11 protein-coding genes are annotated in these 16,003 nt (G+C 34.1%); 4 read left to right on the top strand and 7 right to left on the bottom strand.

Features of this window, described 5'->3' with window-relative positions; genetic code table 11:
* Window positions 1-2,643, bottom strand: coding sequence for a DNA gyrase subunit A (gene gyrA, locus QMG60_RS12255; RefSeq protein ID WP_057118575.1), 2,643 nt, complete (start codon window positions 2,641-2,643; stop codon window positions 1-3).
* A 257-nt stretch (window positions 2,644-2,900) separates the two neighbouring features.
* Here gyrA and QMG60_RS12250 point away from each other — a divergent pair, with 257 nt between their 5' ends.
* The 3 genes from QMG60_RS12250 to QMG60_RS12240 all read left to right on the top strand — a co-directional run bounded on the left by QMG60_RS12250 (window position 2,901) and on the right by QMG60_RS12240 (window position 7,567).
* On the top strand, window positions 2,901-5,447 hold the full coding sequence (locus QMG60_RS12250) for an ATP-dependent Clp protease ATP-binding subunit (protein ID WP_057118576.1): 2,547 nt from the start codon (window positions 2,901-2,903) through the stop codon (window positions 5,445-5,447).
* A 141-nt stretch (window positions 5,448-5,588) separates the two neighbouring features.
* Window positions 5,589-6,956, top strand: coding sequence for a 30S ribosomal protein S6--L-glutamate ligase (rimK, locus tag QMG60_RS12245; RefSeq protein WP_057118577.1), 1,368 nt, complete (start codon window positions 5,589-5,591; stop codon window positions 6,954-6,956).
* A 95-nt stretch (window positions 6,957-7,051) separates the two neighbouring features.
* Window positions 7,052-7,567: a YetF domain-containing protein gene (locus tag QMG60_RS12240; protein WP_134141061.1), complete on the top strand. Its 516-nt coding sequence runs from the start codon at window positions 7,052-7,054 to the stop codon at window positions 7,565-7,567.
* 10 nt (window positions 7,568-7,577) lie between these two features.
* Here the strand turns inward: QMG60_RS12240 and QMG60_RS12235 are convergent, their stop codons facing one another.
* From QMG60_RS12235 to hutH, 6 genes are all read right to left on the bottom strand, one after another.
* Window positions 7,578-7,709 carry a hypothetical protein gene (locus QMG60_RS12235; RefSeq protein ID WP_281865070.1) on the bottom strand — a complete coding sequence of 44 codons (132 nt, stop codon included), beginning with the start codon at window positions 7,707-7,709 and terminating at the stop codon, window positions 7,578-7,580.
* A 221-nt stretch (window positions 7,710-7,930) separates the two neighbouring features.
* The gene (locus QMG60_RS12230) at window positions 7,931-8,563 is read right to left on the bottom strand and encodes a hypothetical protein (RefSeq protein WP_281865069.1); all 633 of its coding nucleotides are present in this window, start codon (window positions 8,561-8,563) and stop codon (window positions 7,931-7,933) included.
* A gap of 191 nt (window positions 8,564-8,754) precedes the next feature.
* A complete protein-coding gene (locus tag QMG60_RS12225) occupies window positions 8,755-9,006 on the bottom strand; it encodes a hypothetical protein (RefSeq protein WP_281865068.1) in 252 nt (83 codons plus the stop codon).
* Between the two features lie 222 nt (window positions 9,007-9,228).
* On the bottom strand, window positions 9,229-10,560 hold the full coding sequence (locus QMG60_RS12220) for an inorganic phosphate transporter (protein WP_281865067.1): 1,332 nt from the start codon (window positions 10,558-10,560) through the stop codon (window positions 9,229-9,231).
* A 30-nt stretch (window positions 10,561-10,590) separates the two neighbouring features.
* Window positions 10,591-11,235 (bottom strand): DUF47 family protein, encoded by a 645-nt coding sequence (locus QMG60_RS12215; RefSeq protein WP_057118584.1) that lies wholly within the window; start codon window positions 11,233-11,235, stop codon window positions 10,591-10,593.
* A 48-nt stretch (window positions 11,236-11,283) separates the two neighbouring features.
* The gene (gene hutH / locus QMG60_RS12210) at window positions 11,284-12,798 is read right to left on the bottom strand and encodes a histidine ammonia-lyase (RefSeq protein ID WP_281865066.1); all 1,515 of its coding nucleotides are present in this window, start codon (window positions 12,796-12,798) and stop codon (window positions 11,284-11,286) included.
* A gap of 641 nt (window positions 12,799-13,439) precedes the next feature.
* Between hutH and thrA the strand changes: the two genes are divergently transcribed.
* Window positions 13,440-15,887, top strand: a complete 2,448-nt coding sequence (gene thrA, locus QMG60_RS12205) for a bifunctional aspartate kinase/homoserine dehydrogenase I (protein WP_281865065.1) — start codon at window positions 13,440-13,442, stop codon at window positions 15,885-15,887.
* Window positions 15,888-16,003: the final 116 nt, after the last annotated feature.

Raw genomic sequence — 16,003 nt, 5'->3', positions numbered from 1 at the left:
TTATTCTTCAGACTCTTCTTCGTCGGCATCTTCGCCTTCGTCATCAATTACCTCATCATCAGAATCGTCATCATCTTCTACAGGTCCTTCATCTTCAAGAACTTCTAAATCAGGTTTAACTCTTTCAATTCCAGATTCGATCACATTACCGTCTTCATCAACGACAACTTCTTCTACGTCATCTTTCATTACTTTTGTTACAGCAGCGATAGAATCTTTTCCTTTCAAGTTAATCAATCTAACACCTTGAGTTGCACGTCCCATTACACGTAAATCCTCAATTGCCATTCTAATTGTTAATCCAGATTTATTAATAATCATTAAATCATCTGCATCGGTTACAGCACTGATTGAGATTAGTTTTCCTGTTTTCTCTGTGATATTAAGAGTTTTGACCCCTTTACCTCCACGGTTTGTAATTCTGTAAACATCTTCACCATCTTCGTCAACTAATTTGGTACGTTTACCGTATCCATTTTCAGTTACAACTAAAATTTGCGAATCGTTAACATCGTTTTTACCAACGGTAACCATACCAATTACTTCATCCGTTTCATCTTTTAAAGTAATTCCACGAACTCCAGAAGCTGTTCTTCCCATCGGACGCGTTTTCGTTTCTTCAAAACGAACCAATTTACCAGATTTAACTGCCAAGATAATTTGGCTTTCTCCATCCGTTAATTGTGCTCCAAGTAATTCATCACCTTCTTTAATAGTAATAGCAGCAACACCATTTACACGAGGTTTAGAATATTTCTCTAAAGAAGTTTTCTTCACCTGACCTTGTTTAGTTACCATTACAAGGTTATGCGTATTGATATAATCTTTATCTTTTAAGTCCTGCGTACAAATGAAAGCTTTTACTTTATCATCACTTTCAATATTCACAAGATTCTGAATTGCGCGGCCTTTTGCTGTTTTACTTCCTTCCGGAATTTCATAAACACGCATCCAGAAACATTTTCCTTTTTGTGTAAAGAACATCATATATTGGTGGTTTGTCGCCACGAACATGTGCTCTAAGAAATCCTGATCTCTTGTTCCAGCACTTTTCTGACCAACTCCACCTCTATTTTGAGTTTTGTATTCTGTCAGATTCGTACGTTTGATATAACCTGCATGCGAAATTGTAATTACTACATTTTCATCGGCAATTAAATCTTCGATACTTACATCTCCACCAGAGTATTCTATTTGAGAACGTCTTTCGTCACCGTATTTGTCACGAATTTCGATAAGTTCTTCTTTAATTAAATCGGTTCTTAAATTAACATCTGCTAATAAAGCTTTCAAATGCTCAATTAACTTCATTAATTCCTCAAACTCAGCTCTTAATTTATCCTGCTCCAGACCTGTTAACTGACGTAAACGCATCTCAACAATCGCACGAGCTTGAATTTCAGATAATTTAAATCTTTCGATTAATTTTTCTCTTGCTTCGTCTGTATTTTTAGAACCTCTTATTAACGCAATAACCTCGTCGATATTATCAGAAGCAATGATTAATCCTTCTAAAATATGCGCTCTTTCTTCTGCTTTACGCAATTCAAATTGAGTTCTTCTTACTACTACATCATGACGGTGCTCAATAAAATAGTGAATCATATCTTTTAGATTCAACAATTGAGGACGTCCTTTTACTAATGCAATATTATTTACACTAAAAGAAGATTGTAATTGCGTATACTTATATAAGGTATTTAAAACTACGTTTGGCGTAGCATCACGTTTTAAGATATAAACGATACGCATACCATTTCTATCTGACTCATCACGGATGTTGGCAATACCTTCGATTTTTTTGTCGTTAACTAAATCAGCCGTACGTTTGATCATTTCGGCTTTGTTAACTTGGTATGGAATCTCAGTAACAATGATACATTCTCTTCCGTCAACTTCTTCAAAACCAACTTTTGCACGCATTACAATACGTCCTCTACCCGTTTTAAAAGCTTCGCGAACACCTTCGTATCCATATATTATACCACCTGTTGGAAAATCAGGAGCTTTAATATGAGACATTAATTCGTCAACTTCAATATCGTTATTATCAAGGTAAGCTAAAGTACCATTGATAACCTCAGTTAAATTGTGTGGCGGCATGTTGGTTGCCATACCAACTGCAATACCTGTTGCTCCATTTACTAACAAAGTAGGAACTCTAGTAGGCATTACTTTTGGCTCATATATAGTATCGTCAAAGTTTAATTGAAAATCAACTGTCTCTTTTTCGATATCTGCCATAATTTCTTCAGAAATTTTGCGCATTCTGGCCTCAGTATAACGCATTGCTGCAGGACTATCTCCATCGACAGAACCAAAGTTACCTTGACCATCAACTAATAAATATCGCATACTCCACTCCTGAGCCATACGTACCATTGCGTCATAAACAGAAGTATCTCCATGCGGGTGGTACTTACCCAGAACCTCCCCTACGATTCTTGCAGATTTTTTATGGGCAGATCTTGAAGTTACACCTAAATCATACATTCCATAAAGAACTCTTCGATGCACTGGTTTCAAGCCATCTCTAACATCAGGAAGTGCTCTCGATACGATTACTGACATCGAATAATCGATGTAAGCTGATTTCATTTCATCTTCTATGTTAATAGGAATTAACTTTTCTCCTTCAGACATAAGTTGTTATATTAAATAATTATATTAGTTTCAAAGCGTGCCAAGATACGTTTTTTTGAAATTTTTTCAGCTATTTCCTTACACTTATTTCAATGATTTATTAACAACTTTATTTTGCCTTTTAGTTAATAAATTAAGCGTTTTTTAACGCTTTTATTCTCTTTTTTTTCGTCTATTAGCTGTCAGGAGATCTTGAAGGGTACGGTTTTTGTTTTTGAAACTGTAATTCACTAAATTTACAATACCAATTATATATTATGGATGATAATTTTTCACCAAGAGTAAAAGATGTTATTACATACAGCAAAGAAGAGGCTTTACGTTTAGGCCACGACTTTATTGGTACAGAACATCTAATGCTGGGCATTTTAAGAGATGGTAACGGAAAAGCTATTCATATACTTAATAACCTAGCAGTCGATTTAGATCATTTACGCAGAAAAGTAGAAATACTAAGCCCTGCCAACCTGAGCGTTGAAGTAAATGCAGAAAAGAAAAACCTTCATCTTACCCGACAGGCAGAAAGAGCCCTGAAGACCACTTTTCTAGAAGCAAAAGTATTTCAAAGTTCATCAATTAGCACGGCCCACCTGCTGTTATGTATCTTGAGAAACGAAAACGATCCAACAACCAAGCTATTGAATAAACTTAAAATAGATTATGACGTAGCTAAAGAACAGTATTTAAATATGACTCCAAACGAAGAAGAATTCTTAGAAAACTTGCCAAGAAACGAATCGTATAACGACGATTCAGGACAAGATGACAGTCTTAAAGAAAGTAGTTTTAATAATCCCGCCAATAAGTCAAACAAAAAATCTAAGACTCCAGTTTTAGATAATTTTGGGAGAGATTTAACAGAAATGGCCGAAGAAGGGAAATTAGACCCAGTTGTAGGACGCGAAAAAGAAATTGAGCGTGTTTCGCAAATTCTAAGCCGTAGAAAGAAAAACAATCCGCTTCTTATTGGAGAACCTGGGGTTGGTAAATCTGCTATCGCAGAAGGACTGGCTTTACGTATTATTCAAAAGAAAGTATCACGTATTCTTTTCCACAAACGTGTTGTAACTCTTGATTTAGCAAGTTTAGTTGCTGGAACAAAATATAGAGGACAATTTGAGGAAAGAATGAAAGCCGTAATGAACGAGCTTGAGAAAAACGATGATATTATTCTTTTTATTGATGAAATCCATACTATTGTAGGTGCTGGAGGAGCAACAGGTTCGCTTGATGCTTCAAACATGTTCAAACCTGCTTTAGCAAGAGGAGAAATTCAATGTATTGGTGCTACTACTCTTGATGAGTACAGACAATATATTGAAAAAGATGGTGCTTTAGAAAGACGTTTCCAAAAAGTAATCGTTGAACCAACTTCTGTTGAAGAAACAATTGCAATTTTGAATAACGTAAAAGATAAATATGAAGATCACCACAACGTTACCTATACTCAAGAAGCAATTGAAGCTTGTGTGAAGCTGACAAACAGATATATGTCTGAGCGTTTCCTACCAGACAAAGCGATCGATGCTATGGATGAGGCTGGATCACGTGTGCACATTACGAATATCGACGTTCCGAAACAAATTTTGGATTTAGAGCGTCAGTTAGAAGAAGTTCGCGAGCTTAAAAATATGGTTGTTAAAAAACAAAAATATGAAGAAGCTGCTAAACTTCGCGATGATGAAAAACGTATAGAAAAAGACCTTGCCACTGCACAAGAACAATGGGAAGAAGATTCTAAAAACAACAGAATTGAAGTTACAGAAGATAATGTAGCGGATGTTGTTTCGATGATGACTGGAATTCCTGTTAATAGAATTGCACAGACAGAAAGCAATAAATTAGCTCAATTACCTGAATTAATTCAAAATAAAGTAATTGGTCAAAATGAGGCTGTTCTTAAAATTGCTCGTTCTATTCAACGTAACAGAGCTGGACTTAAAGATCCTAACAAACCAATTGGTTCATTCATCTTCTTAGGTCAGACTGGTGTTGGTAAAACACAGTTGGCCAAAGTATTAGCAAAAGAATTATTTGATTCTGAAGATGCTTTAGTTCGTATTGATATGAGTGAATACATGGAGAAATTTGCGATATCTCGTTTAGTTGGAGCGCCTCCAGGATACGTTGGTTACGAAGAAGGCGGCCAATTGACAGAAAAAGTTCGTAGAAAACCATATTGTGTTGTACTTTTAGATGAGATCGAAAAAGCACATCCAGATGTGTTTAATATGATGCTTCAAGTTTTAGATGACGGATATTTAACAGATAGTTTAGGTCGTAAAATTGACTTTAAAAACACTATTATTATCATGACATCTAATGTTGGTGCACGCCAATTGAAAGATTTCGGACAAGGTGTAGGATTCGGAACTGCTGCAAAAGTTGCTCAAGCCGATGAAAACTCAAAAAGCATTATCGAAAATGCATTGAAGAAAACTTTTGCTCCTGAATTCTTAAACAGAATTGATGACGTAATTGTATTCAACAGTTTAGAAAAAGCTGATATTGATTTGATTATTGAAATCGAATTGAAAAAACTGTATTCTCGTATTGCTGAACTTGGTTACAAATTAAGCTTAACAGACAAAGCCAAAGCATTTATTGCTGAAAAAGGTTTTGACAAGCAGTTTGGAGCTAGACCGCTAAAAAGAGCAATTCAGAAATATGTTGAAGATTTGTTAGCCGAAGAAATCATCACTTCGAAAATACATTCAGGTGACGAAATCATGATGGATCTAAAAGATGATTCGCAAGAACTTTCAGTAGAAATCCATAAAGCCGAAGAGCCGACTAATCAATAAATTAGTTTAAATTTATAACAAAAATAATCTACCCGTTACGTTTTCATAACATAACGGGTATTTTTTTTTGGATAATTTAGTATCTTTAGTAAAAGCAAATAGCTATTTTTGAATTTAAATTCTATAACAAAAAAACAAAATATGCTTCAAAACAAAGTCATTTTAGGCAGCGAAGAATGGTGCTCATTTCCAGAACTTGGAATCCCGACAATCAAGGCTCGCGTTGATTCTGGTGCTAAAACTTCTGCAATGCACGCTTTAAACATAGCTCCTTTTATAAAAAATGATGCCAATTGGGTAAAATTTGATATTAATCCAATTCAGAATAATATTAAAACGATTATCCATTGCGAAGCACCTTTAGTAGATAAACGAATTGTTAAAAGTTCAAGCGGCTTTAGAGAACATCGTTACGTTATTCAAACCAGCCTAAAAATTGGTGATGCCAAATGGCCAATCGAAATGACTTTGACCAATCGAGATTCTATGGGATTTAGAATGCTTTTGGGACGCGAAGCCATGAGTGGAAGGGTTTTGGTTGATCCAGAACAAAAATATCTTCTAGGGCAGCCTACAGCAGAATCTTTAAAAGAATTATATCAAAATTCTGAAAAAGCTAGTTCTGGTTTACGAATTGGTCTTCTAGCCAGTAATCCTGAATTATACAGTAATAAAAGAATCATGGAAGCAGGCGAAATGCGTGGTCACGAAATGCATTTCTTGAACATTAAAGAATGCTACATGAAACTCGATGCCAAAACTCCAGAGATTCATTATAGAGGCGGAAAAATTTTAAATCAGTTTGATGCTATTATTCCGCGTATTCGACCAAGCATTACTTTTTACGGATGCGCTTTAACACGTCAGTTTGAAGCTTTGAAGGTTTTCGTTTTAAATTCTGCTACAGCTATAACACAGTCTCGCGATAAGTTATACTCGCTGCAATTGCTTTTAAACAGCGGTATAGACATTCCAACAACTGGATTTGCCAATTCTCCATTGGATACAGACAATTTGATTAAAATGGTCGGAGGTTCACCTTTAATTGTAAAATTACTGGAAGGAACGCAGGGAAAAGGTGTTGTTTTGGCCGAAACCAAAAAAGCTGCAGAAAGTGTTATTAACGCTTTTAAAAGTTTAAATGCTAATATCTTGGTTCAGGAATTTATTAAAGAAGCCAATGGAAAAGACATTCGCTGTTTTGTAATTGACGGAAAAGTGGTCGCAGCTATTCAGCGTGAAGCTATGCCGGGAGAATTTAGAGCCAATATTCACCTTGGCGGAACTGCATCTGTAATTAAAGTTACAGCCGAAGAGAAAAAAATCGCTATAAAAGCAGCAAAAGCAATGGATTTAAAAGTAGCTGGAGTTGATATTATTCGTTCTTCTAAAGGTCCGCTATTGCTTGAAGTAAACTCTTCTCCAGGTCTTGAAGGAATTGAAGGTGCAACTAATAAAGATGTTGCAGGCGAAATGATTAAAGCTATTGAAAAGAATTTCAAGTTATAAGTTCATTTCAACTTAATACTATATAAATATTTTTGCAGCTTTGCCAAAGTTTAGAACTCTGGCAAAGCTTTTTTATTTAACTTTAAAATAAAAACATGTATTCTCAATATTTAGATATTATTACAAGAAGCGTTGCCGTATATTTTTTCATGACTATTGCCTTGCGAATTTTTGGTAAAAAAGAACTTTCGCAATTAAATACTGCAGACATAATCTTGATTTTATTGATTAGTAACTCCGTTCAAAATGCAATGGTTGGTCCAGATACAAGTCTGTGGGGAGGCTTGGTAGCAGCTCTAGCGTTATTTATCATTAATTTTATCATCAAAAAACTGACGCACAGATATAAAGGCCTGAACGATTTTTTAATGGATAAACCTGAAGTCCTAATTCACGACGGAATATTAGATTTCAAAACCTTGAGCAGATTAGATATTTCGCATGAAGAATTAAAAGAAGCTGCCCGCGAACACGGTTTAGAACATCTAACAGATATAAAATTAGCCATGCTTGAAATTGACGGAACTATTAGTGTTATTTCTGGCGACAAAAAAGAGCTTAAGCAGACACACTTTAAGCGTAAGCATAATCATAAGAATTTGAGGAAGTAAAAGAGTACTTTTAGAAAGCGCTTTCATATAATTCTTCGAATTCTTTATCAGAAACATTTTCATTTTCATATTGATTTTTGTTCGAAATACCATCAATCCAATCTATTCTAACAGTTGCTATTCCATAATTAAAACTTTTCACTTCATTATATTTTAGGGCAGTTATTTCTTTTCCTGTATCATCTATGAATCCCCCATTTATAGTTCAGTTCATTTTCTTGCGAATAAGAAATACATGCAATTATTGCAAAAACTATGGTTATTATTTTTTTCATTCTTATATTTAATTTTTATCTAACAAAAAAACTCAAACTAATAAGCACTTTTATTAATTTGAGTTTTATATAATTAAATATTCTGAAACTATTTTTTTGCTTTTATTTGATAAGGTGGATTCGCCATTCTCTTTACCATCCAAAACAAACAAATTATACTTAAAACAATTGTTATAATCAAAAATGGATAATATCCGACTGCTTTTGCTATTTTTTCAAACAGATAAACATACCATTTCACAATTCTTGTTCGTTTTGATTCATAATCTTGAACACCATAAGCAAGCCAGGTAAACAAACCTCCTACCACTGCTACAAATAAAGTTGCTAATCCAGGTGAAACGGCAGCCTGCATTGCGGTAAGTTGTTTTTCTTCTCTTTTAAAACCTAATGCTTTGAATTGTTCTTTAATCGATTTTTCTGCTTCTTTAGCTATATCAACATTTTGAAAATCGATGGTTTCATAAGATGTACTTCCTTCCTTTGATACACCAAACATAATATGAGAATCATTTCCTACTTCAAATTCGTATTCTACTACATCTTTTACATTTATAATTGATTCAAATTCAGAAGGTTTAAACACCTCTTTATCTATTCTTTCAATGTTTAAATTAGCATTTTCTTTAGTAATATTTCCAATTATATATTCTCCATAAATTAAAACCACATTTCCATCTAGACCATTAAGGATGATTGGTTTATCAAAAATCTTTTCCATTTTATCTTTTTTAACTGTTATTACGAAAAATCACTACTAAATAATTTTGCGAAGATCTTTTTATTCAATTGCACTAACAGCCTCTAAAAGTTTTTAAAATTTCAATTTAAGACATTTTTCAGCATTCTTTTTGATACAAAAAAACCGATTTCAAATTGAAATCGGTTTCTCTATATAAAAAAATCAACATTTTATCTAAAATAAGGCCAGACAAAATCATCGGCACTTCCTGTTTTGGACCAAGACGTTTTCCAACCCGAGAAAATCCATTTACCATCTATTAACACATAAGTAATGATATCGCCAGAAGTATTTCCTGAACTCACATAATAGACGCGTGCTTGGGAATGTAAATATGTCAAAACTTTTTTTGAAGCTTTTCCATTTATCATTGAGCTTACTTCTTTTGGTACTAGAAATTCTTTTTCATGTTGCCAAGTCAAATATTCACATTTTGCGATTGAGAAAAGCCAAAAGGAGAACAAAGATATAACGGCTACAATTATTATGAGTTTAAGTAGTTTCACTTTACAAATAGTACTAAGTAAGTTTTATTTTACAAAAATAATATTTTTCAAATAAAAAAAGCTAGTTCAATAAGAACTAGCTTTCATATATATTGTTCAAATATGATTTACATCTCACATTTTACAAAAAACATTTTATTAAATAAACACGCTTAGTATAAAATACACCAACCCTGCCAATATAGCTGAAATCGGAATCGTTAATATCCAAGCCCAGATTAAGCTTACTGTAACTCCCCAGCGAACTGCAGATACACGTTTTGTTAATCCAACACCAATAATAGATCCTGTAATGGTATGCGTTGTACTTACCGGGATTTTTAAATGCTCTGTAAAATAAAGCGTTAAAGCACCAGCAGTTTCAGCAGCAACACCTTCAAATGAACTTACTTTTGTGATTTTAGAACCCATTGTTTTTACAATTTTCCATCCCCCACTCAAAGTTCCTGCAGCAATTGCAGAATAACATGCTAATGGAATCCAGCTTGGCATTACACCTTTAATACCTGCATCATCGTTTGGAAGCACAACATCTAACCAAGCGTCCATATGCACTCCTGGATTTGTATTGATATATACCGCAACCGCAGCAGCGATAATACCCATTACTTTTTGAGAATCATTTCCTCCGTGCCCTAAACTAAATGCTGCAGAAGATAATAATTGCATTTTTTTCAAAGCTGCATCTGCTTGATGTAGATTTAAGCTGCTAAATATTAAACAAAAAGCACTAACAGTTAGGATGATAAAAGCAACCAAAAACCATTTAATGTTATGAGCTTCAAAAGCTACACTCCAAAAATGAGAATCAAATCTTGGTTTTTCTATTTCAGAATATGGTACCATTTGACTGTAAACAAACCAAATAGTAGCAATCATTAAAAGTACAGTGAAAATTTTAGGACCAATACTTTTACGAGAAGCATTTAACAACCAAATCGAAATTAAATATGAAGCTAATGCTCCTAATAATGGTGCAAGAACAATAAAGGCAATAATAATAAGAACTCCCGAAGGCATTGCTCCGTCTTTTCCAGCTTTGTACCAGCTTACAATTTCATACCAATAATGTGTTGTTCCATCTTCTCCAATATAACCTGAGAAACCATGAACTGCAATAGCATGTGCTACAGCTGCTCCAGCAAAACCTCCAATTAATGTATGTGAAGAACTTGAAGGAATTCCAAGCCACCAAGTCAATAAATTCCAGCAAATTGCTGCAATTACACCGGCTAGAATTACAACCAGGTTAATTTCCATTGTGTGCGCTGTTTTAGCAACAGTATCTGCAACACCAAATCCGAAAACCCAATAAGCTAGAAAGTTAAAAAATGCTGCCCAAAGAACGGCCTGAAAAGGCGTCAAGACCTTTGTAGCAACAACAGTCGCTATAGCATTTGCTGCATCATGAAAACCATTGATGTAATCAAAAATTAAAGCTAATACTATAATTAATATAAGTAGCGTCATAAAGTTATAACTTCAGAATGAAAAATTGAATTAAGAATGTTTTACAGAAATAGATTCTAGTATATTCGCAACACTCTTACATTTGTCTGTTGCTGATTCTAAAACAGATAACACTTCTTTATATTTAATAATATTTTTAGCGTCTGTTTCGTTTTCAAAAATTTCAAAAACTGCTTTGTTATAAACGTTATCAGACTTGTTTTCTAGTTTGTTAATTCTAGTACAAGCATCTTTAATGACTTTGAAATTCTGTAAATTTCTCAATTCTTTTACCGCGCTGTCAATGTTTTGACAAGCTTCAAGATTAATTTCTGTCATCTTTCTGATAGATTTTGTAATCTTATCAACTTGATACAGTCTCATACGGCTTGCAGCACCGTGTAGGTAATCTGCAACGTTGTCAATAGAAGTAATTAAGGTGTGAATATCTTCTCTATCAAATGGTGTAATAAAGTTTCTACTCAATTCCAAATTGGTTTGACGAGTAATGTCTTCACCTCTTTGCTCTAGTTCGTCAATTTTTTGAAAAAGAACTTCTCTTTCTTTTAATGGTAAATTTACAGCTTCGTGTAAGTTAGAAGCTAATTCAATTAAATTGCTTGAAGCCTCTTCAAAAAGTGGAAAGAATTTTTTGTCTTTCGGCACTAAAAATTGGAAAATACTGTTTATTGACATTGTTTTATTTTTGATAGTGCAAAATTACTTCAATAATATTTTGCAATGTTAAGCCATTGTTAACAAATCGTTTTCTATTTGGAAACTCTCCAAGAATAAAACCGTGTTTTCTATATCATTATGTAAGATTCTATCTTCTTTGACCAAAGGCACAACTTCTCTATAGCTATTCAAAAACATTTCGATAAAATCACTTGATTTTAGAGGCTCTCTATACGCAATTGCCTGCGAAGCATTCAATAATTCGATTGCCAAAATACGCTCTAAATTATCTAAAACACGTAAGGCTTTTGTCGCTCCGTTGGCTCCCATACTTACATGATCTTCCTGTCCGTTGCTCGAAACAATGCTGTCAACGCTTGATGGAGTTGCCAATTGTTTGTTTTGACTTGCGATACTTGCAGCAGTATATTGCGGAATCATGAAACCTGAATTTAATCCTGGATTATCTACCAAAAATGCAGGAAGATTACGTTGTCCAGAAATTAATTGATACGTTCTTCTTTCAGAAATACTTCCTAATTCTGCCAGAGCAATTGCCATAAAATCTAAAGCTAAAGCTAAAGGCTGACCGTGGAAATTTCCGCCGGAAATAATCTGATCGGCTTCTATAAATATATTAGGATTGTCTGTAACCGAGTTAATTTCGGTTTTGAATACTTTTCGAACATAATCAATCGCGTCTTTTGAAGCGCCGTGAACCTGTGGCATACAACGGAAAGAATAAGGATCCTGAACGTGTTTCTTTTCTTGAGCGATAATTTCACTTCCTTCCAAAAACTCATTAATACGCTGTGCGGTTACAATTTGTCCTTTGTGCGGACGTATATAATGTATCAATTCGTTGAATGGCTCAATTCTTCCATCAAAACCTTCCAAAGAAATAGTTCCGATTAAATCTGCCAGATACGAATATTTGTAAGCTTTAATTAAAATATGAGCTCCGTATGCACTCATAAACTGGGTTCCGTTTAACAAAGCCAAACCTTCTTTGGACTGCAGAACAATTGGTTCCCAATTAAAATGTTTCAAAACTTCTGCTGAAGCGGTCTTTTTCCCTTCAAAAAGCACCACTCCTTCTCCTATTAAAGGTAAAGATAAATGTGCTAAAGGTGCTAAATCTCCGGAAGCTCCCAGCGAACCTTGAGTATAAATTATAGGTAAAATATCATTGTTGTAGAAATCTACTAAACGCTCCAAAGTTTTCAATTGAACACCAGAATGTCCATAACTTAAAGATTGGATTTTTAGCAAAAGCATCATCTTCACAATTTCAGACAGCACTTCTTCTCCTGTTCCGCACGCATGAGATTTTACTAAGTTTTCTTGAAGTTTAGATAAATTTTCATTAGAAATCTTTACATTACAAAGTGATCCAAAACCAGTGTTGATTCCGTAAATTGGTTCAGAATGTGATGCCATTTTCTTATCAAGATAATCACGGCATTTTTGAACGTTTACTTTTGCTTCTTCAGATAATTCAAGTGTTTTATTATAAGATAAAATTTCTTGTAAGGTTTCTAAAGTAATCGTTTCAGTACTTATATAATGGATTTCTCTCATGACGTTTTTCAATTTAAGATGTCAAAATTCAACAAATCAATATTAAAAAGCAACATTTTATCACAATAATTAAAATTTAAACAAATGCGATGAGATGCTTTTAACTTTTATTCAATTTTAAAAATCTGGCTTTTCACTGCTTTTTAATCATCTTTTCATTAAAAATCAATTCATTGTAAAGGCATTATTATAGAAAACTGCCTCTTGAAATATGTCAAAACCTCAATTTAGCACATTTAATTTTAACAAATACTCAATATTGAATTATTGAGATTTGAATTATTAAAATATTCGCAAAAAGGCTTTAAGAGTTTTTAATAGCCCTAAAAAACTGTACTTTTGAAAAATCAAAAATGAAAAGTAACAGCGTAAAATATCAATCTACAATGACAACTCCAACTCGAGTTGCAATTGCTGCTACCATTATTTCTACTACAACAACTACTACCCCTTAGGGGTATGCATTTTTACATATAATCCTAGGTTACCTATACTTTTTTCTTGAAAGAAGAGAGTTATTGGATACATAAAAAACATTTACAAAAGAAAAAAAAAGTCGCAGTTTTCAGTTTCAGTTCACAATTATAATCTTTGAACCTTTGTTACTTAAAATCTTTGCACCTTATTAAAAAATATCAAAAATGAAAGTATTAAAATTTGGCGGAACTTCGGTTGCCAATGCTCAAAATATAAAACTCGTTCTCGAAATTATTAATCAAAAAGCTAAAAACGAAAGACTAGTTGTCGTAGTTTCTGCCCTTAGCAAAGTAACCGATTTACTGCAGTTGGCTGCCGCAAAAGCTGCTGCAAATGATGAAGATTTTAGAAATATTGTTGCCGAAATCGAGAAAAAACATCTTGACACTCTTAAAGAACTTATTCCAGTAAGCGAACAAAGCAGTTTGCTAAGCCACGTAAAAAGAATTATCAATCACTTAGAAACGCTTTTAGACGGTTGTTTTTTATTAGGCGAATTATCTCCAAGAACTGCCGATACTATTTTAAGTTTTGGTGAATTACTTTCGTCTTATATTATAGCGCAGGCTTATAAGCAAATTGACAAAAATGCAGCTTACAAAGACAGCCGTGAATTAATAAAAACAAATGCCGATTTCGGAAAAGCAGTTGTTAACTTCGAAGTTTCAAATAAACTGATTCAGGAATATTTTGCATCGAACGAATCAAATATCAATATTTTACCTGGTTTTATTGCTCAGACTTTAGACGGAATTACTTCGACTTTAGGACGCGGAGGATCTGATTATACTGCGGCAATTATCGCTGGAGCATTAGACGCGGACCAATTGGAAATCTGGACTGATGTAAACGGAATGTTTACTGCCAATCCAAAAATTGTAAAGCAGGCACAGCCAATTGCAAACATCTCGTATCAGGAAGCGATGGAATTATCGCATTTTGGTGCTAAAGTTTTGTATCCGCCAACAATTCAGCCGGTTTTAAGAAAAAACATTCCGATTCTGATCAAAAATACTTTTGAGCCTGAAGCCGAAGGAACTTTAATTTCAGATCGTGTTTTAACAAAAGACACCGTTGTAAAAGGAATCAGTCATATCGATCATATTTCGCTTCTAACACTTGAAGGTCCTGGAATGATTGGAGTTGCGGGTTCGTCACGACGTTTGTTTGAAGTATTGTCTCAGGAAAAAATCAACGTCATTTTTATTACTCAGGCTTCTTCTGAGCACTCTATTTGTATCGGAATTTTAAATTCTGATGCTGATAATGCCGAAGCTGCGATTAACAGGGCATTTGAAATTGAAATTTCGCAGAACAAAATCGATCCTTGTTATGTAGAAAAAGATCTTTGCATTATTGCTTTGGTGGGCGAAAACATGAAAAATCACCAAGGTTTGAGCGGAAGAATGTTCAGTACTTTAGGAAAAAACAACGTAAACATTCGTGCGATTGCGCAAGGTGCTTCTGAAAGAAATATATCGACTGTAATTAACGAAAGAGACGTTAAAAAAGCATTGAATACGCTTCACGAAAACTTCTTTGAAGAAAACACCAAACAGCTGAATTTATTTGTAATGGGAGTTGGAAATGTGGGTGAAAAATTCATCGAACAAATTCACAGCCAGAAGAAATTCTTAAAAGATAATTTGAAAATTAATGTCCGCGTAATTGCGTTATCAAATTCAAGAAAAATGCTTTTTGATGAAGACGGAATTTCATTAAAAGAATGGCAGTCGGCTTTAGATAACGGCGAAACTGCAAACGCAGTAGATTTTATCGCTCGTGCGAAAGAACTAAATTTACGTAACAGTATTTTTGTGGATATTACAGCAAACGCAAGCGTTTCTGAAACCTATGAGCAATTCCTAAAACAAAGTATGGCGGTTGTAACCTGCAACAAAATTGCGTGTTCATCTGCTTACGATAATTATAAAAAACTAAAAAGCTTATCACGCCAGTACAACGCTCCGTTTTTGTTTGAAACGAATGTTGGTGCGGGACTGCCAATTATAGACACCGTAAAAAACTTAATTGCTTCTGGCGATAAAGTTCATAAAATTCAAGCGGTTTTATCGGGAAGTTTGAACTTTATTTTCAACAATTTTGATAAAGACAATTCTTTCCACGATGTGGTAAAAGAAGCTGGAGTTCAAGGTTTCACAGAACCAGATCCAAAAATTGACTTAAGCGGAATCGACGTAGCGCGTAAAATCTTGATTCTTATTCGCGAAAGCGGTTACGAAATGGATATTGACGCCATTGCAAACGAATCGTTTTTGCCAGCAGAATGTTTAGCGACAACAAACAACGAAGATTTCTTTGCATCGTTAATCAAACACGCTTCTCATTTTGAAGGTATTTATAATGAAGCTCTAGCGAAAGATTCTCGTTTGAAATATGTAGCGCAATTCGAAAACGGAAAAGCAAGCGTTGGTCTGCAATTTATTCCAAAAGATCATCCTTTCTACAATCTAGAAGGAAAAGACAATATCGTTCTATTCTACACCGATCGTTACGTAGATCAGCCTTTATTGATCAAAGGAGCCGGAGCCGGAGCTGCAGTTACAGCATCAGGAATTTTTGCAGATGTAATTCGCATAGGAAACGTGTAAAAGATACTAAGATACTGAGTCGCTAAGATTCTAAGTTTTTTTCTTAACTAAACTTAGAATCTCAAAGTCTCATTCACTTAGAATTTTAAAATAAAATTGCAAAGAAATCTTAGAAT

Origin of the sequence: Flavobacterium sp. GSB-24, assembly GCF_027924665.1 — a bacterium.
GTDB lineage: Bacteria > Bacteroidota > Bacteroidia > Flavobacteriales > Flavobacteriaceae > Flavobacterium.
This window is presented reverse-complemented; position numbering and strand designations above follow the sequence as displayed.